This window comes from Sulfitobacter sp. M85 (assembly GCF_029285915.1).
Classification (GTDB): domain Bacteria; phylum Pseudomonadota; class Alphaproteobacteria; order Rhodobacterales; family Rhodobacteraceae; genus Sulfitobacter; species Sulfitobacter faviae.
In genome coordinates, this window is record NZ_JABECQ010000007.1 from 167,972 (window position 1) to 194,041 (window position 26,070).

Below are 26,070 nucleotides of genomic sequence, written 5' to 3' on the forward strand. Positions count from 1 at the left end.
ATCCGCGTAAAGGCCGTCAGAGCATCTCGGGGGATCAGAGTGGCAAGAATTGACCGCTACATGCTGTCGCAACTTCTGGTTATGTTCGGCTTTTTCGCTTTGGTGCTGGTGGCGCTTTTCTGGATCAACCGCGCGGTTGTCCTGTTCGACCGTTTGATCGGCGATGGCCAATCCGCCTTGGTGTTTTTGGAGTTCACGGCCCTCGGCTTGCCGAAACTCATCGTCACCGTCCTGCCCATCGCAACCTTTGCCGCTTCGGTCTATGTGACCAACCGCATGTCGGGCGAATCCGAGTTGACGGTGCTCCAAGCCGCAGGCTCCGGCCCGTGGCGGCTGGCGCGGCCCGTCTTTGTCTTTGGCCTCTGCGTGGCGGCGATGATGACGGTGCTGAGCCACTTTCTGGTCCCCATGGCGCAGGGCCAGTTGAAACAGCGCGAGGCCGAAATCTCGCGCAACCTCACCGCAAGGTTGCTGACAGAGGGGACTTTTCTGCACCCCTCCGACGACGTGACCTTTTACACCCGCGCCATCGACGGTGACGGCGTGCTGCGCGATGTTTTCCTGTCGGACCGGCGCAAGGCCGACGAGGGCGTGATCTACACCGCTGCCGAAGCCTACCTCGCCCGCAACGGAGACGACACGACGCTGATCATGCTCAATGGCATGGCGCAGAGGCTGGACACCGAGAGCAACCGTTTGGCCACCGCCAAATTCCGCGACTTTTCGTTCGATATCTCCCCGCTGGTCAGCAGCGGAGACGAAATCGACCTGTCGGTCAGCGCCATGGTCACGCCTGATCTGCTTTGGGATTGGGACGGGGTCGCGGCGGCGACCGACACCTCGCCGGGCGTGGTGGCCGAAGAGTTGCATGGCCGCTTCGCGCAGCCGCTGTTCTGCCTTGTCGCCGCGATGATTGGTTTCGCGACTTTGATCCTCGGCGGTTTCTCCCGCTTTGGCGTCTGGCGCGAGGCGGTGATCGCTTTCGGCCTGCTCATCGCCATTGATGGGCTGCGGGGCACGATGGTGGTGCAGATACGCGAGGCGGCGGCGCTCTGGCCGCTGGCCTATTTGCCCTCGCTCATCGGGGCCGTGCTGACGCTGGCAATGCTTTGGCAAGCCGCACATCCGCGCTGGATAAGGCGGCGTCTGCGTGGCAAGAGGGCCGCCACATGATCCTGCATTTCTATTTCGCCCGCCGCTTTTTCATGAGCTTTCTCGTCATCACCGGGGTGCTGGCCGCGCTGGTGATGCTGGTCGACGGTGTCGATCAGGCCCGGCGTTTCGCCGATGACGACGTGGGCTGGGATCAGGTGCTGGGCATGACGTTGCTGCACATGCCCCAGACCATCAACATGATTCTGCCGCTGATCATGATCCTCGCCACGGTGGCGCTTTTCATCGGCCTTGCGCGGTCCTCCGAATTGGTTGTGACCCGGGCCGCGGGCCGCTCGGCCCTGCGCGCGCTGGTGGCCCCGGTGGTGGTGGCCTTGATCATCGGCACGCTGGCCGTGGCCATGCTCAACCCCATCGTGGCGGCGACCAGTGAGCGGGCCGAGCAATTGACCCAAGAATACCGGTCCAATGGTCGCGCGGCGCTCTCGGTCAGTGACGAGGGGCTGTGGCTGCGGCAAGGCACGGAGGAAGGCCAATCGGTCATTCGCGCATGGCGCACCAACGCCGACGCCTCTGTCCTCTATAACGTCACGATTATCAGCTATGATGCCGAGAAGGGCCCGGTGCGGCGCATCGAAGCCGAAAGCGCACAACTTAGCAGCGGCGACTGGGAGCTGACCGGGGCAAAGATTTGGCCGCTGGCGGCCGGGGTGAACGCCGAAGGCGAGGCGGAGGTGCATGAGACCCTGACGATCCCCTCCTCCCTCACCGTCGAGCGTATCCGCGAAAGCATTGGCCGTGTCGCTGCCGTCTCAATCTATGAACTGCCCGAGTTCATCCGGCAATTGGAACAGGCCGGGTTCAGCACGCGCCAGCATGAGGTCTGGCTTCAGGCCGAGCTTGCGCGGCCCTTCTTTCTGGTGGCCATGGTTCTGGTTGCGAGCGCATTCACCATGCGCCATACCCGCTTTGGGGGGACCGGCGTCGCTGTGCTGGCCTCGATTTTGCTGGGGTTCGGTTTGTATTTCATTCGCAGTTTCGCACAGATCCTTGGCGAGAATGGCCAGATCCCCGTGATCCTTGCCGCTTGGGCGCCGCCCGTGGCGGCGATCTTTCTGGCGCTAGGCCTGCTACTGCATGCGGAGGACGGCTGACATGCGCGCGGCCCTTGTTGGACTTGCCCTTTCATTCGCGCCTCTGAGCCTTGCAGCCCAGACCGCGCCTGCCAGCGACCGCCCCGCCGTTCTGCTGGCCGATCAGGTGTTCATTACCCGCGATAAAGTATTGGTCGCGCAAGGAAATGTCGAAGCCTTCCAAGGGGAGACGCGGCTGCGCGCCACGGCGATCCGCTATGATCAGGCCACCGGCGCGCTCAGCATCGAAGGGCCGATCGTGCTGTCTGAGGGGGAGAATACCACGATCCTCGCCGATGCGGCCTCACTCGATGCGGGCTTGCAGTCCGGCCTTTTGCGCGGCGCGCGGATGATCCTTGAGCAGCAGCTGCAGCTTGCCGCCGTGCAGATCAACCGGGTCGAAGGGCGTTATAGCCAACTTTACAAAGCCGCCGTAACCTCTTGCAAAGTCTGCGAAGATGGCGAAACACCGCTTTGGCAAATCCGCGCGAAACGGGTGGTGCATGATCAATTGGCGCAGCAGCTTTATTTTGACGAGGCGCAGTTCCGGATCAAGAACGTGCCCATTGCCTATCTGCCCCGCCTGCGCCTGCCCGACCCCACATTGGACCGCGCGACTGGCTTTCTGGCGCCCACGGTCCGCTCGACCTCGCAACTGGGCGTGGGGCTGAAACTGCCCTATTTCATCAAGATCGGCGATCACCGCGATCTGACCTTGACCCCCTATCTCTCCGCCGAAACCCGCACGCTTGAGTTCCGCTACCGTCAGGCTTTCGTTTCGGGACGGATCGAGTTCGAAGGGGCGATCACCGATGATGAGTTGGACCCCGGCAAAACCCGTGGCTACCTCTTTGGCACCGGCAGTTTCGATCTACGGCGCGACTACAAACTGTATTTCGATATCGAGACCACGAGCGACAGTTCCTATCTCAGCGACTATGGCTATTCGGGCAAGGACCGTCTGACCAGCGAATTGACCGTCAGCCGCGCGCGGCGCGATGCATATATGCGGGCAACCCTGCTGAACTACCAATCGCTCCGCGATGGCGAGGACAATGATCTGCTGCCCAATCTGGTCTTGGATGGTGAATTCCAGCGGCGTTATTTCCCGACTTCCGTGGGCGGCGAACTCCGCCTGACGCTTGAGGCCCATAGCCACCGCCGGTCATCGGACCTCAGCACCGATGGTAATGGGGATGGCGAGGCCGACGGGCGCGATGTGTCGCGGCTTAACGGGGAGGCCGCGTGGCTGCGGCGCTTCACCTTTGGCAACGGTCTGGTGACCGATGTTGAGGCGGGGGCGAGCTTTGGTCTGTTCAACATCGCGCAAGATGCGGTCTATGACGGGCGCTACTCCGACCTTGTGCCCCATGCCGCCGTCACCATGCGCTACCCCATGCAGCGCCGCGAGGCCGCAGGCGTCGTGCAACAGCTTGAACCGCTTGTGCAATTGGGCTGGACCGGCGGTGATCGGCTCGACATTCCGAATGAGGAAAGCACGCTCGTGGAATATGACGAGGGCAACCTTTTGGCGCTCAGCCGTTTCCCCCGGCCCGACCGGCGCGAACGGGGTGCTGTGGCGGCCATCGGGGTGAATTGGGCGCTGCTCGATCCCAACGGCATGGATGCCAGCCTGTCTTTCGGTCAGGTGATCCGCGCCGATGCGGATGACGCCTTTAGCTTTAGCTCTGGCCTGCAGGGCACCTATTCCGATTTCCTGCTGGCCGGACAATTGCGCAGCGACAATGGTCTGGCGCTCATCGGGCGCGGGCTGGTCGACGATGACTTCGAGGTCGCCAAGGCCGAGTTGCGCGGGGTCTGGGATTTCAAACGCGGGCAGATCTCGGGCAGCTATGTCTGGCTGCATGAAGACGCCGCCGAGGATCGCAACGAAGACGTGTCTGAGATCACCTTCGACGGCAGCTATTCGATCAACAGCCAGTGGCAGGCCTCCGCCGAATGGCGGTTCGACCTTGCTGACGAACGCGCGGCGACGGCGGGTCTTGGCCTGAGCTACAACAATGAATGCGTGCAGGTCGACCTTTCGGTGAACCGCAGCTATTCATCCTCAACAAGTGTTGAGCCCTCAACGGATATCGGTTTTAACATCGGCCTCAGGGGCTTTGCCGCAAACACCGGAACAGAAAGATACGTACGCTCATGTGGGAAGTAACGAAACAGACCGTCCGCGCCGGGATCCGTGGGACTGCGGCACTCGCCCTTGCTCTGGTCATCGGCCAATCCGCAGCGGCGCAGAACCTCTTTGCGCCTGTGGCCCGTGTCAATGACGAGGTGATCACCGGCTACGAAGTGCAGCAGCGCCAGCGCTTCATGCAGTTGATCGGCGCGCCCGGGACCGATACCGACAGCGTGATCGACAGTCTGATCGACGACCGCCTGCGTGGGCAAATTTTGGATCAAGCCGGGCTTGAAGTCACCCCCGAGGGCATTCGATCCGGCATGGCGGAATTTGCCAGCCGCGCGGATCTGACAACCGAGGAGTTTCTGAAAGTCCTTGGCCAAGCGCAGATTTCCGAAGAGACCTTTCGCGATTTCATCGTGATCAGCGCTGCATGGCGTGACCTTATTCGCGCGCGCTATAATGGCCGCGTTAACATCACCGACGAAGAGGTGGATCGCGCGCTTGGCAGCAGCCGGGGCAACAACGGTCTGCGCGTGCTGTTGTCTGAGATCATCATTCCCGCCCCGCCGCAGAATGCCGATCAGGTGAACGCGCTGGCCGAACGCATTTCGGAAAGCCGCTCGGAAGCCGAATTCTCGTCCTATGCCAGCAAGCATTCCGCCACAGCCTCGCGCGGGCGCGGCGGCCGGATGCCTTGGACGCCGCTCGAAAAACTGCCCGCCAGCCTGCGGCCCATCCTCTTGGCCCTCGCCCCGGGTGAGGTGACAGCGCCGCTGCCGATCCCCAATGCCGTGGCCCTTTTCCAACTGCGCGGCATCGAAGAGACCGGCAAGCCGAGCGTCGAGTATTCCGAAATCGATTATGCCGCCTATTACATCCCCGGTGGCCGTTCCGAGGCTGCGCTGTCGCGCGCGGCTGAGCTGCGCGGTCAGGTGGATCAATGTGACGACCTCTATGGCGTCGCCAAGGGCCAGCCCGCGAATGTGCTGGACCGTGGCACCAAGGCACCCGCCGAGATCCCGCAGGACGTGGCCATTGAGCTGGCGAAACTCGACCCCGGCGAAGTCTCCACCGCGCTGACCCGTGCCAATGGGGAGACTTTGGTCTTCCTGATGCTCTGCAACCGCACCACGGCGGCCAATGCCGATGTGAACCGCGAGGCGGTGGTCAGTTCGATCCGGCAGCGCAAGCTTGAGGGCTATGCCACACAGCTGCTGGAACAGGCCCGCGCCGAAGCCCGTATCACCCGCCAATGAGCCGCCCGTCCCGGCCGGTGGCCATCACCTGCGGTGAACCCGCCGGGATCGGCCCCGAGATCGCCGCCCGCGCTTGGGCGGCGCTTTCGAAGGACATCCCAATGGTCTGGATCGGCGACCCGCGTCATCTGCCGCAGGATGTCCCGCACCGCGTGATCGACAGCCCGGTTGAGGTGAGCGCGCCCAGTGCCGACGCGCTGCCCGTGCTCCCCCATCCCTTCGACAGCGTCGCCCTGCCGGGCGTGCCGCAGCCCGGCCATGCGCAGGGGGTGATCGACGTGATCGCCCGGGCGGTCGATCTGGTGCAGACGGGCGCCGCCTGCGGCGTCTGCACCGCGCCGATCCACAAGAAGGCGCTGCAAGACGGGGCCGGTTTCGCCTATCCGGGCCATACCGAATACCTCGCAGCGCTGGCAGGCGTCGACGACGTGGTGATGATGCTCGCCTCTGATCAATTGCGCGTCGTGCCTGCCACGATCCATATCGCGCTCGATCAGGTGCCGCAGGCGCTGACCCCTTCGGGCCTGCGCCGCACGATTGAGATCACCTCGCAGGAATTGCAAAACCGCTTTGGCATCGCCCGCCCCCGGATTGCCGTCGCCGGGCTGAACCCGCACGCGGGCGAAGGCGGCAGCATGGGCCGGCAAGAGATTGACTGGATCGCGCCTCTGATCCTTGAGATGCAAGGCGAAGGCTATGCGCTGAACGGCCCGCTGCCTGCCGATACGATGTTCCACGCCCGCGCCCGCGAGGGCTATGACGCGGCGGTGGCGATGTATCACGACCAAGCGCTGATCCCGATCAAGACCTTGGATTTCGACCGGGGCGTGAATGTGACGCTGGGGCTGCCCTTCGTGCGCACCTCGCCCGATCACGGCACGGCCTTTGACATCGCGGGCCAAGGGCGCGCCAACCCGACCAGCATGATCGAAGCGATCAAATTGGCATGGCAGATGGGCCAGAAAACATGAGTGCAATCGACAATCTTCCGCCGCTGCGCGAGGTGATCAATACCCACGAGTTGGCCGCGCGCAAGTCCCTCGGCCAGAACTTCCTGCTGGATCTGAACCTCACGGCCAAGATCGCACGACAGGCCGGGGATATGGCCGATTGCGACGTGTTGGAGATCGGCCCCGGGCCCGGCGGCCTCACCCGTGGGCTGCTGGCTGAAGGCGCGCGTCATGTGCTGGCGATCGAGAAGGACCGCCGCTGCCTGCCCGCGCTGGCCGAGGTGGCGGAACATTACCCCGGTCGCCTGACGGTGATCGAAGGCGACGCGCTTGAAGTCGACCCGCTGAGCCATCTAACCCCGCCCATCCGGGTGGCCGCCAACCTGCCCTATAACGTCGGGACCGAACTGCTGGTCCGCTGGCTCACCCCGCCCGAGTGGCCGCCGTTTTGGCAAAGCCTCACGCTGATGTTCCAGCGCGAGGTGGCGGAGCGGATCGTGGCGCAGCCGGGGGCGAAAGCCTATGGGCGGCTGGCCGTGCTGGCGCAGTGGCGCAGCGACGCGCGGATCGTGATGCAGTTGCCGCCGGGCGCCTTCACCCCGCCGCCCAAGGTCTCGTCGAGCGTGGTGCATCTGACCGCCCTGCCCGAGCCGCGCTTCCCTGCCGATCCGAAGGTGCTGAGCCATGTGGTCGCGATGGCCTTCAACCAGCGGCGCAAGATGCTGCGCTCGGCCCTCAAAGGCGCTGCGCCGGATATCGAGGACCGTCTGACCGCCGCGGGGCTAAAACCCACTGACCGCGCCGAACAGGTGCCGCTTGAGGGGTTCTGCGCCCTCGCCCGCGAGATTGCCAAGGGGTAACCATGTTCTACCGACTATTGCTCGTCATTGCCCTGTTGCTGGGGCTTTCCGCCTGCGCCCTGCCGCGCAACGGCCCACCACCTCTGGGCACCGAGCCCGAGATCACGGAACTCGCCCGCGCTATCGAAAACCTCTCCCCGCAGGTAAATCCCGAAGAGGCCGCCCGTGCCGCGCGGATCGCTTACCGGCATACCCATGAACTGGCGATCGCCTATCAGATCACCGACCCGCCGCTGATCCATAACGTGAAGGTCAACAACGGCAGCAAGCCGCGCGGCCTGTGTTGGCATTGGGCAGAGGATTTGGAGAAACGCCTGAAGGCCGAGGGTTTCGCCACGCTTGACCTGCACCGCGCCATCGCCAATGGCGACTCGCGGATCCTGCTGGACCATTCCACCGCCATCATCTCGGCCGCCGGGGCACCGATGCAGGCGGGGCTTGTCCTTGACCCTTGGCGGCGCGGTGGCGAACTGTTCTGGTCGCCGGTTACCAGCGATCCGCGTTATGACTGGGCGCCGCGCGAAGAGGTGCTGCGGCGCAACGGGCGGATCAGATATGTGCAGGCGGGGATGGAAGGGTAAATCTGCCCCGCGCTGTCGACCATCACCACTTATAAAAAAGCCCCGCAAATCGCGGGGCTTTTCTTATTCTGCGACCTTTGCGGTGTCGCTCTTGCTGTCGCCACCCTCCTGCGGCTGTGCCTCCGCCACTTTCGGCTTGGGCTTGCGGCGCGGGGCGCGTTTTGGCTTTGGCTTGCTCTCGGGCGTGTCGACCAGCGTGCTCTCTTCGCTGTTCGTCTCGGCCTCGGCCTGCTGCTGCGCGGGCTCTTGCTGCTCGGGCTGTTTGTCGGCTTTCGGCTGCTCGCCCTGCGACTGGCCGCCCTGCTGTGCCTCGCGCTCCTGACGCTCGGCCCGCTCGCGATCCCGCTCGGCCTGACGCTCACGGTTCTGGCGCTCTTGCTCCTCGCGGCGCTGGTCCACTTCGCGCTGTGCTTCGCTCAGCAGGCGCAGGTAGTGTTCGGCGTGCTGTTGAAAGTTCTCGGCGGCCACACGGTCATTGCTCAACTGTGCATCGCGGGCCAGCTGGTTGTATTTCTCGATAACCTGCTGCGGCGTGCCGCGCACCTTGCCCTCGGGGCCGGAGCTGTCGAAAACACGGTTGACGACATTGCCGCCGCCACCTTGCGACGAGCGTTTGCGGTTATTCTTCGACCGGGAGCGTGATCTGGGAGAATTCATGGAATGATGTCAGCCTTGTGTGCTGTGTGTCGTTCACCGGGGGTGCAAAGCACGTCTTGAACCCGGCCTAAGCGATATGTTGGGCATAGTGCCGCGCGGGACCGCCTGTGGCATCCACCGCTGCAACACCCTTGACTAACCATGCCAGAAAGGCTTGGGCAAGAAGAAACTGCCACTTAGCCCGCCAAATGGCGGTTTTTTCGCGATTTCACGCCGGTTTATCGGCTGAAACGACCCTTGGCCGCCCATCGAGATCATGCGCCAGCGTGACCCGGCCCCAGCCCGCCGCGGCAAAGATTTCCTGGACCGCTTCGCCCTGTTGCCAGCCGATTTCGACCATGACGCGGCCTTGAGCCGTGAGGTAGCCCTGCGCCTCGGCGGCGATGATGCGGTAGATGCTCAGCCCGTCTTGGCCGTCAGTCAGCGCCATTTCCGGCTCATGCTGGCGCAATTCCGGTGAGACATCGGCCATTTCCTCGGCGGCCAAATAAGGCGGGTTCGACAGGATCAGATCAAACCGCCCCTCAACGGCGCTGAACCAATCGGACTGCCGGATATCGGTGCGGTCGGCCACCCCGTGCTGCACCGCATTGGCGCTGGCCTGAAGGCAGGCGGCTTCCGAGAGGTCCACGGCCAGCCCCGTCGCCGCCGCCCGTTCGGCCAGCAGGGTGACGAGGATACAGCCCGAGCCGGTGCCGAGGTCCAGAATGCGGGTGAAATCCTCGCCGAGGGCAAGGTCGATCAGTGTCTCCGTCTCGGGCCGCGGGTCAAGCACATCGCGGCTGATCGCGAAATCGCGGCCATAAAAGGCCCGCCGGCCAATGAGTTGCGAGACAGGCACGCGCACGGCGCGCAGGGAGATGAGCTGGTCAAAGCGTTCGGCAACCTCGGGGGCGATTTCCTCGGGCGCGATGAGGGTCACGCGGGCGGCATCGACAGCGGCGGCATGGGCGAGCAACAGCCGCGCATCCCGCGCCGGATCGGGCACACCGGCGGCACGCAGCCGTCCGGCGGCGGCGGCCATGGCTTGGGCGGCGGTTTGGGGGCTCACCCCTCCATCTCCGCCAGCTGACGCGCTTGGGCATCGGCAGTGAGCGCGTCGACGATCTCATCCAGATCGCCCTGCATCACGGCTTCGAGCCGGTAGAGGGTCAGGTTTATCCGGTGGTCCGTCATACGCCCTTGAGGGAAATTATAGGTCCGGATCCGCTCGGACCGGTCACCGGAGCCCACCTGAGCCGCCCGGTCGGCAGAGCGCTCGCTGTCCATCCGGCTGCGCTCCATATCATAGAGCCGCGCCTTGAGCACCTGCATCGCCTTGTCGCGGTTGCGGTGCTGGGACTTCTCCGACGAGGTAACGACGATCCCGGTCGGAATATGGGTGATCCGCACGGCGGAATCGGTGGTGTTGACGTGCTGGCCACCGGCGCCCGAAGAGCGCATCGTGTCGATCCGCAGGTCATTTGCGTTAATCTCGATATCCACATCTTCGGCTTCGGGCAGGACCGCCACGGTCGCCGCCGAAGTATGGATACGCCCGCCGCTTTCGGTGGTGGGCACGCGCTGTACGCGGTGCACACCGCTTTCGAACTTGAGCCGGGCAAAGACATTCTGACCGGTGATATGGGCCACGACCTCTTTCACGCCGCCGAGTTCGGTCATCTGGCTTTCGATCAGGTCAACCCCCCAGCCCTGTGCCTCGGCATAGCGTTGGTACATGCGCAGAAGGTCACCGGCGAAAAGCGCCGCCTCATCGCCGCCCGTGCCAGGGCGGATCTCCAACATGGCGGGTTTCGCATCCGCCGCATCGCGCGGCAGAAGTGCGAGTTGCAACCCCTCCTCGACCTCCGGCAGACGGGCGCGCAGACGGGGCAACTCCTCCCGCGCAAGCTCGGCCATTTCGGGGTCTTTCAGCATCAACTCGGCTTCTTCGAGGTCGCGCTGGAGCTGCTGATAAAGGTCGATCTGATCGACCACGGGCTTGAGATCGCTGTATTCTTTTGCGAGCGCTGCAAAATCGGCCCCATCAGAGCCCGCAGACATGCTGGCCTCCAGAAACTGGAAGCGTTGCGAGATTTGCGCGAGGCGGTGCATCGGGATCATGGGGTTCCTGTCGCTTATGCAAATGCTTTGGTCAAGAGGCGGCTTGTGCTATCGTGGGGTATGACACGTCTTATGCCGCTCATCTGCCTTATGGGCCTGACGGCCCTGCACCCTGCCCTTGCGGATGTCAAAGCGCCGGGCGGCACGACGATTGATTGCTATTGCACCAACAGCAGCGGCGCCCGTGTGGAACTGGGTGAGACCATTTGCCTGCAAGTGGATGGGCGCATGTTCATGGCGCAATGCCAGATGTCGCTCAACGTGCCGATGTGGCGCGAGGTGCAGCAGGGTTGCCTGTCATCGCGCCTCGATCTGATCAAGCCATCCGTTGACCCGCTTGGCGTTGACCCCCAGATCTGACCGGCCAAAACGCGAGCGGCCATAGACCTCGACATAGCGCGGGTTGTCACCGTAGACGCCGATGGTGGTGAAATCGGGATAGCCCATCAATTTGGTGCGGGTGACATAGGTGACCTGCCCCTCGGCGAGCGATCCGGCGACGACTTCGGTGCGCGGGGTTTGCAGGATCACCCGGTCAAGCTGGGCCAAGGTCTCGGCCCCGTCGCCCTCGACGGGCACGCGCCAGATATAGCTGTTGGTGCCTTGGGTCTTGCCCATCTTCTGCCCGTCTGCCTGCACATGCCAACGCGCGGTGTCGATGGGCGCAAGGCGGACATAGGCCACCAAGGCGACGAGGGCGATCACGATGATCCAGAACAGCATTTTAAGCACCTTTCAAAGCTCGGCGGTCAGGGGCGACGGAGGTCGCAGTAAGCAAGCCGGCCCGCCTTTCAGCGGACTGGCGCGTGATGTCGTGGCTCTCGCTCACGCGGTTCTCATGCGGTGACCCAGCAGCGACAGGATCTCGGTCGCGACATGGGCACCTGCAACCGCCGTGGCGCCTGTGGTGTCGAAGGGGGGCGAGACTTCGACGACATCACCGCCCATGATGTTGATCCCCGCCAGTTCGCGCAGCATGATCGACGCCTGCGCCGAGGTCAGCCCGCCCCACACCGGGGTGCCGGTGCCGGGGGCAAAGGCCGGATCAAGCGCGTCGATGTCAAAGGTCAGATAGCAGGGGCGATCGCCGAGGATCTCCTTGATCTTGGCAACGGTGGCCTGCGGCCCCTGCTCATGCACCTCACGCGCGTCGATGATATTGACGCCCATCGTGTCCTCATTGGTGGTGCGGATGCCGACTTGCACGCTGGTCGACGGGTCGACGATGCCGGACTTCACGGCCTTGTAGAACATCGTCCCGTGATCGATCCGGTCCATGTCGTCATCTTGCCAAGTATCCGTATGCGCATCGAACTGTAACAGGCTGATGGGCCCGTATTTTTCCGCATAGGCCTTGAGGATCGGGAATGAGATATAGTGATCCCCGCCCAGCACGACAGAAGCCGCACCGGCATCCAGAATGGTCTTGATATGGGCCGTCAGGGCGGCGGGAAACTGGCTGACATGACCATAGTCGAAGGCCAGATCGCCGTAATCCGCGATGGCGAATTCGCTGAGCACGTCGAAATCCCAGCCATAGGGCGCGTCGGGGGCCTGCAGCGCGCTGGCTTCGCGGATGGCGCGGGGGCCAAGGCGCGTGCCGGGGCGGTTGGTCACCGCTTGGTCGAAGGGCACGCCGGTCACCGCGATGTCGACGCCGGTCAGATCCTTGGTGTATTTCCGTCGCAGGAAGGAGGTCGCCCCGCCAAAGGTCAACTCATAGCTCGGCCCTTTGAGGTCCTCGCGGGTAAAGGCCATATCCATCTGTTTGGCCGCGTCTTCCAATGCCATTATTTGCCTCCTGCTGGCTGTGCCCGCTCAACGATACGGGCGAAAAAGGATGCGCCAAGCGGCGCGATCTCGTCGTTGAAGTCGTATTCCGGGTGGTGCAGCCCCGCGCCTTCCCCGGCCCCGAGGAAGAGATAGGCACCGGGGCGTTTTTCAAGCATGAAGCTGAAATCCTCCGCACCCATCTCGCGGCCATAATCGCCGTGCACTTGGTCCGCACCCACCACTTCGGTCGCTGCAGCGATGGCGGCCTCGGCTTTGGCCGGATCATTGACCGTGGCGGGATAGCCGACCTCATAGTCCAACTCGGCGGTGACGTCATAACTCGCCGCCTGCCCGTCCACGATCTGCTGCATCCGGCGCATCACCATGGCCTGCACCTCACGGTCAAAGGTGCGCACGGTGCCGTTGATATAGGCGGTTTCGGGGATGATGTTATCGGCGGTGCCCGTGTGGATCTGCGTGACCGAGACCACCAGATCCTGCGCCGCGACATGGTTGCGGCTGACGATGGTCTGGATCGCCGTAGCAATACCGCAGGCGGCCACGACGGGGTCGCGGCTTTCATGCGGCATGGCACCGTGGCCGCCCTTGCCTTTGATATGAATGTGGAACTCATCCACCGCCGCCATGATCGGCCCCGGCGTCGTGTAGAATGCGCCTTCGTCAAAGCCGGGCGCGTTGTGGATCCCGTAAACCTGCGCGATCTCGAACCGCTCCATGATGCCCTCTTCGACCATCACACCCGCGCCGCCGCCCGCCTCTTCGGCGGGTTGAAAGATCAGGGCCACCCGGCCCGCGAAATTGCGGGTCTCCGCCAGATATCGCGCCGCGCCCAGAAGCATGGTGGTGTGCCCGTCATGGCCGCAGGCGTGCATCTTGCCTTTCCGCGTGCTGGCATAGTCCTTGCCCGTTGTCTCTTGGATCGGCAGCGCATCCATATCGGCGCGCAGGCCAATGGTCGGGCCCTCGCCCTGCCCCTCGATAATCGCCACGATACCGGTCGTCGCGATGCCCTCGTGCAGCTCATCCACACCAAACGCGCGCAGCCGCTCGGCCACGAAAGCCGCCGTCTCATGGCAGTCGAACGCCAATTCGGGAATCCCGTGCAAATGGCGCCGCCATGCTGTCATATCCTCCGCAAAGGCATTGATGCGGTTCACCACGGGCATGGGCTGGACTCCTTGGGTTTGGTTTGGTCAGGGTGCATCTGACACCAGACATACGGGGCCTGCAATGCCGGACAACACAAAAGCCGATCTCATTCACGATTCAGATGCCGGGATCGAACGGTTGCTCGAAATCATGCGCCGCCTGCGCGACCCTGAGACGGGCTGCCCCTGGGATATCGAGCAAGATTTCGACAGCATCGCCCCCTATACCATCGAAGAAGCTTACGAAGTCGCCGATGCCATCGCCCGGCGCGATTGGGGCGAACTTGAAGGCGAATTGGGCGATCTGCTGCTGCAATCGGTCTATCACACGGCGATGGGTGAAGAAGCGGGGCATTTCACCTTTCAATCCGTGGTGCGCAACATCAGCGATAAGATGGTGGCGCGGCATCCGCATGTCTTTGGCGACGAATCCCGCGACAAGAGCGCCGAACAGCAGACCGCCGATTGGGAAAAGATCAAAGCCGCCGAACGCGCGGGCAAAGCACAGGGGGGCACCTTGGACGGGGTGGCGATCGGCCTGCCAGCGCTGTTGCGGGCGATGAAGCTTCAGAAACGCGCGGCGCGTGTGGGGTTCGACTGGCCCGAGACGACGCAGGTGCTCGACAAGATCACCGAAGAGGCTGCCGAATTGGTCGAGGCGAAGGACCAGCTGAGCCAAGCGGAGGTCGAGGAGGAATATGGCGATCTGCTCTTCGTCATGGCCAATCTGGGCCGCCATCTGGGGCTGGACCCGGAGGCTGCTTTGCGCGCCGCCAATGCCAAATTCACCCGCCGGTTCGAAGGGGTCGAGGCCCGGCTTGCCGCCATGGGCAAAACCCCGCAAGACAGTGATCTGGCCGAGATGGACGCGCTGTGGGATGCGGTGAAACTGGCGGAACGCGGCTAATCCCCCGGGCAGCGGCTGGACAAAGACCGGCCCCTCCGGCAAGGCTCTGCCCCAAGCAATTTGACGAAAGTAAGCCCATGACCCCGCGCAAAATCATCATCGACACCGACCCCGGCCAAGACGACGCCGTCGCGATCCTCCTCGCGCTAGCAAGCCCCGAAGAGATCGACGTTCTCGGCATCACCTGTGTGGCGGGCAATGTGCCGCTGGATCTGACCTCGAAGAACGCGCGGATCGTTTGCGAGTTGGCGGGGCGCAGTGATGTGAAGGTTTTCGCCGGTTGCGACCGCCCGCTGGGGCGTGAACTGGTGACGGCGGAACATGTGCATGGCAAGACCGGCCTCGACGGCCCTGACCTGCCCGACCCGCAGATGCCACTGGCCGAAGGGCATGGGGTGGATTTTATCATCGAACAGGTCCGCGCCCATTCCGCAGGCAGCGTGACCCTCTGCCCCTTGGGGCCGCTGACCAATATCGCGACCGCCCTGCAAAAAGCGCCCGACATCGCCGAAAAGGTGCAAGAGATCGTGCTGATGGGCGGTGGCTATTTCGAAGGGGGCAACATCACGCCCACGGCGGAATTCAACATTTACGTCGACCCCCATGCCGCTGATATCGTTTTCAAATCTGGCATTCCGATCGTCGTGATGCCGCTCGATGTGACCCATAAGGCGCTGGTCACCAAACCGCGCAACGATGCCTTCCGCGCGCTTGGCACCAAGGTCGGCGTCGCCGTGGCCGAGATGACCGATTTTTTCGAGCGGTTCGACAAAGAGAAATACGGCTCCGATGGCGCGCCCCTGCATGACCCTTGCGTCACCGCCTATTTGATCAACCCCGATCTTTTCCAAGGCCGTCATATCAATGTCGAGATCGAGACCCAGTCGGAACTGACCATGGGCATGACCGTCGCCGACTGGTGGCGCGTGACCGACCGGGCGCCCAACGCGCTCTTCGTAGGCGATCTTGATGCCGACGGGTTCTTTGCCCTGCTCACCGAAAGGCTGGCCCGCCTATGAGCGCACATCTCACCCTCGGCGCGCCTGAGCATCTCGACAAGCTTGTCGCTCTTGTTGCGGCATTTCACGCCGAAGCGGGGATCGAGATGAGCGATGAACAGCGCCGCCGCGGGCTGGCCCCGCTGCTGGATGGTATCCCCCATGGCGCCGCCTATCTGATCGGCCCGCCCCGCGCGCCCATCGGCTATGTGGTGATCTGTTTCGGCTGGTCGGTTGAATTCGGCGGGTTGGACGCCATCATTGATGAAATCTACGTACGCCCCGGCGTGCGGGGCCGCGGCATCGCCTCGGAGGCGCTGATCGCGCTGCCCCGGGCGCTGGCGGCGGGCGGGCTGCGGGCCGTCCATCTTGAGGTGGATCGCAACAATGCCGCGGCGATGAAACTCTATACCCGTGCGGGCTTTCGCCCGCGCGAGGATTACATGCTTATGTCCCGGACCCTGTGATGCGTATTCCTTTCGATAACAGCTATGCCGCCCTGCCAGAGGGGTTCTTTACCCGGCTGGCTCCCACGCCTGTCAAAGCGCCCCAGCTTTTGGCATGGAACGCCGAATTGGCGGCGGAACTGGGTATCGAAGGGGCTGAGCCCGCGCAAATCACGCAGGTCTTCGCCGGAAACGAACTGCCCGCTGGGGCCGATCCCCTGGCGCAGCTTTACGCCGGGCATCAGTTTGGCAACTTCAACCCGCAGCTTGGCGATGGCCGGGCGATCCTGCTGGGGGAAGCCGTCGATCAGAGCGGCCAGCGCCGCGACATCCAGCTGAAAGGCTCTGGCCCCACGCCCTATTCGCGGATGGGCGATGGCCGCGCATGGGTCGGGCCGGTGCTGCGCGAATATCTGGTGAGCGAGGCGATGCATGCCCTGGGCGTGCCCACCACCCGCGCCTTGGTCGCCGTCGCCACCGGAGAGCCGATCCTGCGCGAAAGCGGCCCCCTGCCCGGCGCCATCGTGACCCGCGTCGCCGCCAGCCACCTGCGCGTCGGCACCTTTCAGATCTTCGCCCATCGCGGGGAGACTGACGCGCTCAAAACCCTCACCGACTATGCCATCGCGCGCCATTACCCCGAGGCCGATGGCCCGCTTGACCTTTTGCGCGGGGTCTGTGCTGCGCAGGCGGAATTGGTGGCGCAATGGATGGCCTTAGGCTTTATCCACGGCGTGATGAACACCGACAATTGCAGCATCTCGGGCGAAACGATCGACTATGGCCCCTGCGCCTTCATGGATGCCTTCCATCAGGGTCGTGTCTTTAGCTCCATCGACCGGCAGGGGCGCTATGCCTATGGGAACCAGCCGCAGATCGTGGTCTGGAACATGGCGCAGCTGGCGACCTCGCTCTTGCAGCAGATGGAGGACAAGGAGAGCGCCGTCGAAGAGGCCACCGAGATCGTCCACGACATGCCCGACTTGATCGAAGCCGCATGGCTGCGCCGTTTCGCGGCGAAGATCGGCATCTCGACGCCACGGGCCGAAGATGTTGACTTGATCAACGAATTGCTGGGGCTGATGCAACAGGATGGTGCGGACTTCACCAATGCCTTCCGCGCGCTTCCCACAGATCAAGCCCGCGACCAGTTCACCGACCGCGACGCTTTTGACACATGGGCCGAAGGCTGGCGCGCGCGGATCGAAGGGGAGCCCGATCCGCAAGCGGTGATGAATGCGGCGAACCCCGCCGTGATCCCCCGCAACCACCGGATTGAAGAGATGATCGAGGCCGCCGTCGCGGGTGACATGGCCCCTTTCGAGCGGTTAATGAAAGCCCTAGCCACCCCCTTTGTCGAGACGGACCCAGAGCTTCAGCGCCCGCCGACCGAGGACGAGATCGTCCCTGCCACATTCTGCGGCACCTGAGCCTAGTGGCCGCGGGGTTTACGGTTAATCAGGTAAATCCCCGCCGCCACCAGCAGCAATGCGGCCCAAATGCTCAGCCCCACCTTTTCCGAGAGGATCAGCCAGCCCAGAAGCACGGCAAAGACCGGCGACAGGAAGCTAAACGAGGCGACGGAGGCTGCGGGATAGATCGTCAGCAGCCAGAACCACGCCAAAAAGCCGAAGCTCGCCACCGCGATGATCTGATAGGCAAGCCCCGCCAGATGCACCGGGGCCACCTCGCGCAGCAAGGGGCCAAAAAGCGGCGCAAGCAGCAGAAGGATCGGGGCAGAGATCACCAGTTGCATCATCAGTTGCTGCGCGGGCGGCACTTTGGCCAGCGGCGTGACGCGAACGCAAAGCGCGATGCCTGCCCAGCAGAGTGCTGCGAAAAGCGCCAGAAGATCGCCCAGCCAATGCGCCCCTTCGGTTCCGCCATCGCTTAGCGCCAGCACCACACCGCCCATGGCCAGCCCCATGCCGATGAGCCGCGCTCCGCTCAGCCGTTCCCCCGGCAGCCACAGATGCGCGGCGATGCCAAGCCAGACCGGCATGGAATAAAGCAGGATCGACGCGCGGCTGACCGTGGTCAGATCGAGCGCGAGGAACAGGCAGACAAACTCAAGCGTAAAGAAAAGCCCCGCCGCCACACCGCCCCATAGGGCGGCGCGCGGGATCGACAGGCTGACGCCCCGCAGCCGCATCCAGATCAGCAGCAAAAACACCGCCCCGAGAGAGCGCAGCCCGGCCAGAAAGACCGGGTTGAAGCCGCCAGTGCTGACCTTGATGACGACTTGGTTAAAGCCGAGGTTCAGCGCGAAGAGCACCAGCGCCACGGCGCCGAATGTGTCGATATGTGATTTGCGTTCCATCCCGACAGAAGCGCTGCCCGGATCGGATAAGTCAATGGCGCGCCGCGGTTTTCCGGGCGCGCCATTCTTTTAGGTCGTAAGTGTTGGCTCAGGCCGCCTGCTGGCCGCCCGGCTTGCCGCCGCCGCCACGCCTGCGACGCCGCCCGCCGCTTGGCTTGCCCGCGCCTTCACCACCGCCGCCGCCGCCACCGGGACGACCGCCACCACCACCGGGGCGGCCACCGCGTCTGCGGCCCCGGCCTTTGGGTTTCGCTGGCTCATCGATCACTTCCCAAGGACGGCCCGAGGCCACGGGGATCGAAATACCCATCGTCTTTTGGATCGCCTTCAGTTCGCCCATCTCATCGGGCGCGCAGAAGGCCACGGCGGCCCCATCCTTGCCCGCCCGCGCGGTCCGGCCAATGCGGTGGACGTAGTTGTCCGGCACATTCGGCAGGTCGAAGTTATAGACATGTTTCACATCCGGAATGTCCAAACCCCGCGCTGCCACATCGGTGGCCACCAGCACGGTGATGTCGCCATTCTTGAACCCTGCAATCGCGCGGTCCCGCTGACCTTGGCTTTTGTTGCCATGGATCGAAGCCGCGTCAAACCCGGCCTTGACCAGCGTCTTCATCAGCTTTTCCGAGCCGTGTTTCGTGCGGCCAAAAACCAGCGCGCGTTCGCCCTTGTGCTTGGCCAGCAGTTCTTTCAGCAGTTCGGTCTTCTCGGCCTTGGCGATGAAATGCACCTCTTGCGTCACCTTATCCGCCGCCTTGCCCGGAGGCGAGACTTCGATACGGATCGGGCTGTTGAGATAGCTGTTGGCGATCTCGTTCATCAGCTTGGGCATGGTCGCCGAGAAGAGCATCGTCTGCCGCTCTTTCGGGATCATGTTCGAGATTTTGCGCAGATCATGGATGAACCCCATGTCGAGCATCTGGTCGGCCTCATCCAGCACGAGAAAGGTCGTTGCGTCGAGCTTGACCGCGCGGCGGTCGAGCAAGTCCAGCAGACGGCCCGGTGTGGCAATCAGCAGATCGACGCCCCGTTCCAGACGTTTGATCTGCGTGTTGATCGACTGACCACCCACAACCATCGCCACTTTGATCGGCGTGCCTTCGGCATAGCCGCGCAGGTTCACGGCGATCTGCTGCGCCAGCTCACGCGTAGGCGCAAGCACCAGCCCGCGCACGGAACGCGCTGCGGGGCGGCCCTCGATCTCCATCATCTGGGCCAGCAGCGGCACGCCAAAGGCGGCGGTCTTGCCGGTGCCGGTCTGGGCAAGGCCCATCACGTCGCGCCCGTTCAGCGCATGGGGGATCGCCTGTTTCTGGATCGGGGTCGGCTCGTTCAGCCCCATCCCTTTCAGTCGGGCCACCAGTTTGGCAGGCAGGCCCATCATGTCAAAATCGCTCATTCGTTCACTTTCCGGCCCGCGAAGACGCGCGCCATGTTCTTTCGCCGCGCCACTCAACAGGCGCCACGGGGTCGCGCGAGCCAGATCGCGGGCGCAGGCCACATGCCTCACACCCGTCTGTCGCGCTTGGCCCCACGCGTGATTTTGGGAACATCGGCGGGCCTTGTTGTCAGCGTCCCAGAGGTCCCTCATGGGGCTTGGCGCTGATACTGCTCACGCGGCAGAAGGCTTCGCTTGATCCCCACATGGGCGGTGCGGGCGCAAAAGTCAACCGGCGCGGTCAATTCCGGTGGCGTCCGGCAGTGCTAAAATGCTAGGACCGTAGTCCGACGGACGAAGGGCGAGACGATGCGCAACCCGATCATCAAACGCTGCGAGGCGATGGGCCTGCGCATGACAGGGCAACGCCGGGTCATCGCACAGGTGATTCACGACAGCGAAGACCACCCCGATGCCGAAGAGATCCTGACCCGCGCCAGCGTGATCGACAGCGGCATCTCCATCGCCACGGTCTACCGCACGGTGAAGCTGTTTGAGGAAGCCGGCATTCTGGACAAGCTGGAGTTCGGCGATGGCCGGGCGCGCTATGAAGACGCGCAGCGGGCGCATCACGACCACCTGATTGACGTGAACTCAGGCGAGGTCATCGAGTTCGTCGATGCGGAAATCGAAGAGCTTCAGGAACGCATCGCGCGGAAACTGGGTTACAAATTACAAGGCCACCGAATGGAACTCTACGGTGTGCCGATCAAGAAGGATGACCCATGACAGAACGTGACCGTCCTTTGCTGGCCGTGTTGATCGACGCCGACAACGTGCCCGCAAAACATGCCGCAGCCATCATGCGGGAGGTCACGACGATTGGAGAGCCCGCCCTGCGCCGGGTCTATGGCGATTGGTCCAACGATCACCTCAAGGGCTGGAAAGCACCGATCCGCGAGTTGGGTTTGGTGGCGCATCAGGAGACGGCGAACACCAAGGGCAAGAACGCCAGCGACATCGGGCTGGTCATTCAGGCGATGGACATCCTGCACAGCCGCCGTTTTGATATCATCGTGATCGTTTCCTCCGACAGCGACTTCACCGCGCTGGTGAACCGCCTGCGCGAAGACGGGGTGACCGTTATCGGCATTGGCGAGAAGAAGACCCACGATTCGCTGCGCAACGTCTACAACCGCTTCATCCTGATCGAGAACCTCGACGAGGTAGAGCCGGACACCCCCTCGCGGGCCAAGGCCAAGGTGGGCGATGCCCTGCCCCTGTTCAAAGCCGCGATGGACAAGATCGACACCGAAGACGATTGGTATAACCTCGGCCAGATCGGCCAGACCATTCAGGCAGCGCATCCCGATTTCGACAGCCGTACCTATGGTCATGGCAAGCTGAGCGCCTTGGCCGCCGACCTCAAAGCCTTGGAAACGCGCAAGGACGGCAACCGTTTGATGGTTCGCCTGAAAAGCTAACGCCGGATCACTCGGCGGCGCGCTGCTCTTGCCGCGCCACACGGGCGAGCATGGCGGGCAACAGCAGGCTCAGCACCACCAGACGCATGATGTGGCAGGCGGCGACAAAGCCCGGCACCACAGCCAGCACCGCGCCGAGGGCGATCATCGTCTCCAGCCCGCCGGGTGCGAAGGCCACCAGCACATGCCCCAGCGGCATGCCAAGCGCCCAAGCCACCGGCACCGCGCCAAGTCCCGCCAGCCCCACCGCCACGCCGGTAATCGCCAGCCCCGCGCCAAGCCCGCTTGCCAGACGCGCAGGCGTGATGCCGGAAAACCGCGTGCCGATGAGGCTGCCGAGCACCAGATAGGCGACAAGGGTGAGCCAGCCCGGCAGAACGCCCGTCTCCAGCTCCGTCAGATGCGCGATGGCCGAGACCACCATCGCACCCATCAAAAGCGGCGCGGGCACCGAAAGACGGGCGAAGATCATCCCCCCAACGACAGAGACGCCGATCATCACGAGGATCGACAGCAGGCTCATCCCCGCGCCGGCGGGGGCGATATTGCCGGTCATATCGACGCCCATCAGCAAAGCGGCGAAAGGCACGACGATGGTCAGCGCCAAAAGCCGGACCGACTGCGTGATCGAAATGCGCGGCATGTCCGACCCGCTGTCGCTGGCAATCGCCATCACGAAACTCAGATGTCCGGGGGCCGAGGCCAGAAGCGCGGAGCGGGCGTCAAAGCCAAAATACCGCGCCAGCATCCAACGGCAAAGCGCCATGATCCCCCAAATCACCCCGGTCATCAAGACAAAGGCCAGTGGCCAGCGCAGCATGGCGTTCACCGCATCTTGGTTGAACCCTGCCCCCACGGCGATGCCCAGCACGACGAAACAGGCATCCCGCAGCCGCGGATCGACCGCCGTGCGCACCCCCATCAGCCCTAAGAGGCTCACCGCGATCACCGGGCCAAGCAGCATATAGACCGGCGCATTCAGCCACCAGAACAGCAGCGCCCCAACGGCGCCGGCCGCAAGGGTCAGCACTGTGTCGCGCGGGGCGAGCGAGGAGATCGGCCATCTCATGCGGTAGGGCTAGCACTCCGGTAGAGCCTGCGCCAGTGCCACACGCATGACGCGCATCGCGCGCCCTTGCCCTTTCGTCGCAAAAGGTTCATGGGCGACTGGCAATACCACGGGATGAAGGGGCGTGATCATGGACAATCTGCGCGGCGCGATGCTGATGGTGCTGGCCATGGCCGGTTTCGCGGTCGAGGACATGTTCGTCAAACTGACGAGCGATGCGCTCCCCGTCGGCCAGATCATCGCGCTTTTGGGCGCGGGCGGCGGGGCGATCTTTGCCGTGATCCTGCGCATTCAGGGAAAGCGCCTGTTCTCTGCCGATATGCTGACGCAGCCAATCCTGCTGCGTGCCGTGGGTGAAGTGCTGGGCACGCTTTGTTTCGTCACCGCCATCGTGCTGACGCCGCTCTCTTCCGCCTCGGCTATTTTGCAGGCGACCCCCTTGGCGGTCACACTCGGTGCGGCGCTGTTCCTTAACGAGCCGGTCGGCTGGCGGCGCTGGAGCGCGATCATCGTGGGCTTCCTTGGCGTGCTCTTGATCGTGCGCCCGGGGCTGGAGGGGTTCAACGCGCTGTCGCTTTTCGCCGTGGCCGGTGTCATCGGCCTCGCCTTGCGCGACTTGGCGACGCGCACAGTTCCCAAAAGCATCAGCTCCATGCAGCTTAGCTTTCTGGCCTTTATCGTCTTGGTCCCCGCAGGGCTGATCCTGATGCTGGCCGCAGGCACGCCAGCCGCCATGCCCGGCGGGGCCGAGGTGCTCTATCTCGCCGGAGCGATGGTGATCGGGGTGCTGGCCTATTACGCCATCGTCGCCGCCATGCGCGTGGGCGAGGTGAGTTTTGTCACCCCCTTCCGCTATACCCGGATGCTCTTTGCGCTGGTGGCGGGGATCGTGGTTTTTGACGAATCCCCCGACACGCTGACGCTGGTTGGGGCCGCGGTCATCATCGCCTCGGGGGTCTATACCCTGCTGCGCGAACGCAAAATCACCCCCCGGCCCCGCCGTGGTCTTTCCAAGCCGGGCCTGCCGGGGTAAACCGCCACAAACCCGAACATGAGGACACTGCCCATGAGCACGATCATCGACATCCACGCCCGCGAAATCCTCGACAGCCGGGGCAACCCGACGGTCGAAGTCGACGTTATCCTCGAAGACGGCACCATGGGCCGCGCCGCTGTCCCCTCCGGTGCCTCGACCGGCGCCTATGAGGCGAACGAGCGGCGCGATGGCGACAAGTCGCGCTATCTGGGCAAAGGCGTGCTCGAAGCCTGCGCCGCGGTCAATGGCGAGATTGCCGAGGCGCTCGTGGGGGTCGAGGCGACGGAACAGGTCGAGATCGACGAGATGATGATCGAACTCGACGGGACCGAGAACAAATCCCGCCTCGGCGCCAACGCGATCTTGGGCGTGTCGATGGCCGCGGCCAAGGCGGCGGCGGACTATTGCGCGCAGCCGCTCTACCGCTACATCGGCGGCACCACCGCACGCGTGCTGCCGGTGCCGATGATGAACATCATCAACGGCGGCGAACATGCCGACAACCCGATCGACATTCAGGAATTCATGATCATGCCGGTCGCCGCGGAGAACATCCGCGAAGCCGTGCGCATGGGGGCCGAGGTGTTCCACACGCTGAAGAAAGAGCTTTCCGCCGCGGGCCTGTCGACCGGGATCGGCGACGAGGGCGGCTTTGCCCCCAACATCAGCTCCTCGCGCGATGCGCTAGATTTTATTCTGAAGTCCATTGAAAAAGCGGGCTACAAACCGGGCGAAGACATGTATCTTGCCCTCGATTGCGCGGCGACGGAATACTACAAAGACGGCAAATATGTCCTCTCCGGCGAAGGCAAAACCCTGTCCAGCGCAGAGAACGCCGACTACCTCGCGGCGCTCGTGAACGACTACCCGATCATCTCCATCGAAGACGGCATGGCCGAAGACGATTGGGACGGTTGGAAGGCGCTGACCGACCTTTTGGGCGGCAAGGTCCAACTGGTGGGCGATGACCTTTTCGTCACCAACCCCGCGCGTCTGAGCGATGGCATCCAGCGCGGCGCGGCGAACTCAATGCTGGTCAAGGTCAACCAGATCGGCACCCTGACCGAGACCCTCAAAGCCGTGGATATCGCGCATCGCGCGGGATACACCAACGTCATGTCGCACCGCTCGGGCGAGACCGAAGATGCCACCATTGCCGACCTTGCAGTCGCCACCAACTGCGGCCAGATCAAAACCGGCTCGCTGGCGCGGTCCGACAGGCTGGCGAAGTACAACCAGTTGATCCGTATCGAAGAAATGCTGGGCGAGACCGCTCAATACGCGGGCCGCTCGATCCTGCGCGGCTGATGTCGGCCCTCACCGTTCGCCCTGTCACCACCGCTGCGGACCTCGCGGCGGTGGTGGACCTCTGCTGGGCCTATCGCGACTTTCTCTACCACTTCGGCCCGACCGAACAGCGGATCGTTGAGACTTTCTACCCCCAAGACAAATACAGCGCCCTGATGGCGCGCCTGCCCGAGGAACACGCCCGCCCGCGCGGCATCATCCTATTGGCCGAGCGGGATGGCATCCCCCTGGGCTGCGGCATGTCCCATGCGCTGACCGAGACGGAGAGCGAGATCAAACGCGTCTTCGTCACCGATGCGGCCCGTGGCACGGGAGCGGGTCGGGCGATCTGTCAGCGCCTTGTCGATCAAGCGCGGGAGGACGGGTTCGCAAAGGTCTATCTCGACACCTCCGTGGGCTTCGCCCCTGCCCGCGCGCTTTATCGCTCGCTTGGGTTTGTTGAGCGCGGGCCTTATCAACCGATGCCGGATTTCACGCGGGATGCGATCTGTTTCTTTGAGATGCCGCTGAGGGACGTGGCTGCGCCAGCCGACTAACGCAAACGGGGCGGCCAGATTGCCGCCCCGTTTTTCATTGCCGCGCGGTTTACCCGGCGAAGAGTTGTAGGAACTTCTGCTTCGAATACCCCAGCTTCAGCGCCCCACGGTCCGACAGGCGCGGCGCGATGCGCATGCGGATGATATCCCGGTCGGTATCAAGGGCCGCGTTGAGGCGCAGCACCGCGTCGACCTTGCCGTTTGGCCCCGGGGCGACCTCTTCGATCATGCCCACCAAGACACTGTCTTTGCTCCAGACCGGCGCGCCGATGAGGGTCGCGATGTTGATCGGCCTTGGGGTGGTGGCACTGTTGTCGGCGCCGGTGGTCGCCCGGCCTGCGGTCGCCGTGGGGGTGTTATCGGGGTCATCCGTCCCGCTGTGCCCGCTGCCACCGCCGACCGAGACGCCAGCCCCGGCCCCCAGACCGTCACCGCCGCCCACCGAAGCGCCGACGCCTGCGTTCACACCGTCGCCCCCGCCGACTGAAGCGCCAACTCCGGCCCCGATGCCATCACTGCCACCGACCGAAGCGCCAACCCCGGCCCCGATGCCGTCACTGCCGCCAACCGAAGCACCGACACCGACATCCGCGCCGCCATGGTCGCCATGGCCCCCGACGCTGACCCCAACCCCGAGGCCGATTTCGGCCTGCGCTGCGGGTGCGAGCATGAGCGTCACTGCCGTAGCGGCGAGGCTGTTTTTGAAAGCACCTGTGTGAAAGATAAAGCCGTTCTGTTTTAACCTGAGACATATCCTGCAGCCTGAAAGAAGTTCCAGCACTCGTCCGGGGTGAACATCCGGCAAATATCGCCAAGCGCGTGAAAAAGATCGGTAAAGGTCCGGGCACCG

General features: G+C 63.8%; 27 protein-coding genes. 17 read left to right on the forward strand and 10 right to left on the reverse strand.

Annotation, left to right across the window (positions count from 1 at the left end):
* Positions 1–39 precede the first annotated feature (39 nt).
* From lptF to HKX24_RS14540, 7 genes are read left to right on the forward strand one after another with little or no spacing between them, the layout of a single operon-like run.
* The gene (gene lptF / locus HKX24_RS14510; RefSeq protein WP_271691365.1) at positions 40–1,173 is read left to right on the forward strand and encodes an LPS export ABC transporter permease LptF; all 1,134 of its coding nucleotides are present in this window, start codon (positions 40–42) and stop codon (positions 1,171–1,173) included.
* Entirely contained in the window at positions 1,170–2,267 is a 1,098-nt protein-coding gene (gene lptG / locus HKX24_RS14515) for an LPS export ABC transporter permease LptG (protein ID WP_271691366.1), read from the forward strand. The genes lptF and lptG overlap by 4 nt, the downstream gene beginning before the upstream one ends.
* 1 nt (position 2,268) lies before the next feature.
* Complete coding sequence (lptD, locus tag HKX24_RS14520; protein ID WP_276154071.1) at positions 2,269–4,419, forward strand: LPS assembly protein LptD; 2,151 nt, start codon at positions 2,269–2,271, stop codon at positions 4,417–4,419.
* Positions 4,407–5,645, forward strand: coding sequence for a peptidylprolyl isomerase (locus HKX24_RS14525; protein ID WP_276154072.1), 1,239 nt, complete (start codon positions 4,407–4,409; stop codon positions 5,643–5,645). Before lptD ends, HKX24_RS14525 begins: the two co-directional genes overlap by 13 nt.
* A complete protein-coding gene (pdxA, locus tag HKX24_RS14530) occupies positions 5,642–6,616 on the forward strand; it encodes a 4-hydroxythreonine-4-phosphate dehydrogenase PdxA (protein WP_271691370.1) in 975 nt (324 codons plus the stop codon). The genes HKX24_RS14525 and pdxA overlap by 4 nt, the downstream gene beginning before the upstream one ends.
* Entirely contained in the window at positions 6,613–7,455 is an 843-nt protein-coding gene (rsmA, locus tag HKX24_RS14535; protein ID WP_271691371.1) for a 16S rRNA (adenine(1518)-N(6)/adenine(1519)-N(6))-dimethyltransferase RsmA, read from the forward strand. Before pdxA ends, rsmA begins: the two co-directional genes overlap by 4 nt.
* Positions 7,456–7,457: 2 nt before the next feature.
* Entirely contained in the window at positions 7,458–8,036 is a 579-nt protein-coding gene (locus HKX24_RS14540; protein ID WP_271691372.1) for a hypothetical protein, read from the forward strand.
* 63 nt (positions 8,037–8,099) lie between these two features.
* On the opposite strand, the gene HKX24_RS14545 is transcribed toward HKX24_RS14540, so the two are convergent.
* The 3 genes from HKX24_RS14545 to prfA form a co-directional block, all read right to left on the reverse strand.
* Entirely contained in the window at positions 8,100–8,693 is a 594-nt protein-coding gene (locus tag HKX24_RS14545) for a DUF4167 domain-containing protein (RefSeq protein WP_271691373.1), read from the reverse strand.
* Positions 8,694–8,901: 208 nt separating this feature from the next.
* On the reverse strand, positions 8,902–9,744 hold the full coding sequence (prmC, locus tag HKX24_RS14550) for a peptide chain release factor N(5)-glutamine methyltransferase (protein ID WP_276154073.1): 843 nt from the start codon (positions 9,742–9,744) through the stop codon (positions 8,902–8,904).
* Positions 9,741–10,796 (reverse strand): peptide chain release factor 1, encoded by a 1,056-nt coding sequence (gene prfA, locus HKX24_RS14555; protein ID WP_271691374.1) that lies wholly within the window; start codon positions 10,794–10,796, stop codon positions 9,741–9,743. Before prfA ends, prmC begins: the two co-directional genes overlap by 4 nt.
* Before the next feature lie 60 nt (positions 10,797–10,856).
* Between prfA and HKX24_RS14560 the strand changes: the two genes are divergently transcribed.
* Positions 10,857–11,156 carry a hypothetical protein gene (locus HKX24_RS14560; RefSeq protein WP_276154074.1) on the forward strand — a complete coding sequence of 100 codons (300 nt, stop codon included), beginning with the start codon at positions 10,857–10,859 and terminating at the stop codon, positions 11,154–11,156.
* Here the strand turns inward: HKX24_RS14560 and HKX24_RS14565 are convergent.
* From HKX24_RS14565 to HKX24_RS14575, 3 genes are all read right to left on the reverse strand, one after another.
* Positions 11,094–11,519, reverse strand: a complete 426-nt coding sequence (locus tag HKX24_RS14565) for a DUF1499 domain-containing protein (RefSeq protein WP_271691375.1) — start codon at positions 11,517–11,519, stop codon at positions 11,094–11,096. The two genes, HKX24_RS14560 and HKX24_RS14565, sit on opposite strands and share 63 nt — an antisense overlap.
* 102 nt (positions 11,520–11,621) lie before the next feature.
* Positions 11,622–12,587 (reverse strand): agmatinase, encoded by a 966-nt coding sequence (gene speB, locus HKX24_RS14570; RefSeq protein ID WP_271691376.1) that lies wholly within the window; start codon positions 12,585–12,587, stop codon positions 11,622–11,624.
* Positions 12,587–13,756: a M20 aminoacylase family protein gene (locus tag HKX24_RS14575; protein WP_271691377.1), complete on the reverse strand. Its 1,170-nt coding sequence runs from the start codon at positions 13,754–13,756 to the stop codon at positions 12,587–12,589. Before HKX24_RS14575 ends, speB begins: the two co-directional genes overlap by 1 nt.
* 64 nt (positions 13,757–13,820) lie before the next feature.
* Between HKX24_RS14575 and mazG the strand changes: the two genes are divergently transcribed.
* From mazG to HKX24_RS14595, 4 genes are all read left to right on the forward strand, one after another.
* Positions 13,821–14,645 carry a nucleoside triphosphate pyrophosphohydrolase gene (mazG, locus tag HKX24_RS14580; protein WP_271691378.1) on the forward strand — a complete coding sequence of 275 codons (825 nt, stop codon included), beginning with the start codon at positions 13,821–13,823 and terminating at the stop codon, positions 14,643–14,645.
* Between the two features lie 77 nt (positions 14,646–14,722).
* On the forward strand, positions 14,723–15,664 hold the full coding sequence (locus HKX24_RS14585; protein WP_271691379.1) for a nucleoside hydrolase: 942 nt from the start codon (positions 14,723–14,725) through the stop codon (positions 15,662–15,664).
* Positions 15,661–16,110: a GNAT family N-acetyltransferase gene (locus HKX24_RS14590; RefSeq protein ID WP_067265911.1), complete on the forward strand. Its 450-nt coding sequence runs from the start codon at positions 15,661–15,663 to the stop codon at positions 16,108–16,110. Before HKX24_RS14585 ends, HKX24_RS14590 begins: the two co-directional genes overlap by 4 nt.
* Positions 16,110–17,519 carry a protein adenylyltransferase SelO gene (locus tag HKX24_RS14595; protein ID WP_271691380.1) on the forward strand — a complete coding sequence of 470 codons (1,410 nt, stop codon included), beginning with the start codon at positions 16,110–16,112 and terminating at the stop codon, positions 17,517–17,519. The genes HKX24_RS14590 and HKX24_RS14595 overlap by 1 nt, the downstream gene beginning before the upstream one ends.
* Positions 17,520–17,521: 2 nt before the next feature.
* Here HKX24_RS14595 and HKX24_RS14600 read toward each other — a convergent pair whose 3' ends face one another.
* Both HKX24_RS14600 and HKX24_RS14605 read right to left on the reverse strand, forming a co-directional pair.
* Positions 17,522–18,409: a DMT family transporter gene (locus HKX24_RS14600; protein ID WP_276154075.1), complete on the reverse strand. Its 888-nt coding sequence runs from the start codon at positions 18,407–18,409 to the stop codon at positions 17,522–17,524.
* A gap of 88 nt (positions 18,410–18,497) precedes the next feature.
* The gene (locus HKX24_RS14605; protein WP_271691382.1) at positions 18,498–19,808 is read right to left on the reverse strand and encodes a DEAD/DEAH box helicase; all 1,311 of its coding nucleotides are present in this window, start codon (positions 19,806–19,808) and stop codon (positions 18,498–18,500) included.
* A gap of 348 nt (positions 19,809–20,156) precedes the next feature.
* Between HKX24_RS14605 and HKX24_RS14610 the strand changes: the two genes are divergently transcribed.
* Positions 20,157–20,576, forward strand: coding sequence for a Fur family transcriptional regulator (locus HKX24_RS14610; RefSeq protein ID WP_067265902.1), 420 nt, complete (start codon positions 20,157–20,159; stop codon positions 20,574–20,576).
* Positions 20,573–21,271 (forward strand): NYN domain-containing protein, encoded by a 699-nt coding sequence (locus tag HKX24_RS14615; protein ID WP_209217720.1) that lies wholly within the window; start codon positions 20,573–20,575, stop codon positions 21,269–21,271. The genes HKX24_RS14610 and HKX24_RS14615 overlap by 4 nt, the downstream gene beginning before the upstream one ends.
* A 7-nt stretch (positions 21,272–21,278) precedes the next feature.
* Here HKX24_RS14615 and HKX24_RS14620 read toward each other — a convergent pair whose 3' ends face one another.
* Positions 21,279–22,340: an AbrB family transcriptional regulator gene (locus tag HKX24_RS14620; protein ID WP_271691383.1), complete on the reverse strand. Its 1,062-nt coding sequence runs from the start codon at positions 22,338–22,340 to the stop codon at positions 21,279–21,281.
* A gap of 130 nt (positions 22,341–22,470) precedes the next feature.
* Here HKX24_RS14620 and HKX24_RS14625 point away from each other — a divergent pair, with 130 nt between their 5' ends.
* From HKX24_RS14625 to HKX24_RS14635, 3 genes are read left to right on the forward strand one after another with little or no spacing between them, the layout of a single operon-like run.
* A complete protein-coding gene (locus HKX24_RS14625; RefSeq protein ID WP_271691384.1) occupies positions 22,471–23,373 on the forward strand; it encodes a DMT family transporter in 903 nt (300 codons plus the stop codon).
* Between the two features lie 33 nt (positions 23,374–23,406).
* Positions 23,407–24,684 carry a phosphopyruvate hydratase gene (eno, locus tag HKX24_RS14630; protein ID WP_271691385.1) on the forward strand — a complete coding sequence of 426 codons (1,278 nt, stop codon included), beginning with the start codon at positions 23,407–23,409 and terminating at the stop codon, positions 24,682–24,684.
* Positions 24,684–25,220: a GNAT family N-acetyltransferase gene (locus HKX24_RS14635; RefSeq protein WP_271691386.1), complete on the forward strand. Its 537-nt coding sequence runs from the start codon at positions 24,684–24,686 to the stop codon at positions 25,218–25,220. The genes eno and HKX24_RS14635 overlap by 1 nt, the downstream gene beginning before the upstream one ends.
* A 49-nt stretch (positions 25,221–25,269) precedes the next feature.
* Here HKX24_RS14635 and HKX24_RS14640 read toward each other — a convergent pair whose 3' ends face one another.
* Positions 25,270–25,890: a hypothetical protein gene (locus HKX24_RS14640; RefSeq protein ID WP_271691388.1), complete on the reverse strand. Its 621-nt coding sequence runs from the start codon at positions 25,888–25,890 to the stop codon at positions 25,270–25,272.
* Positions 25,891–26,070 lie beyond the last annotated feature (180 nt).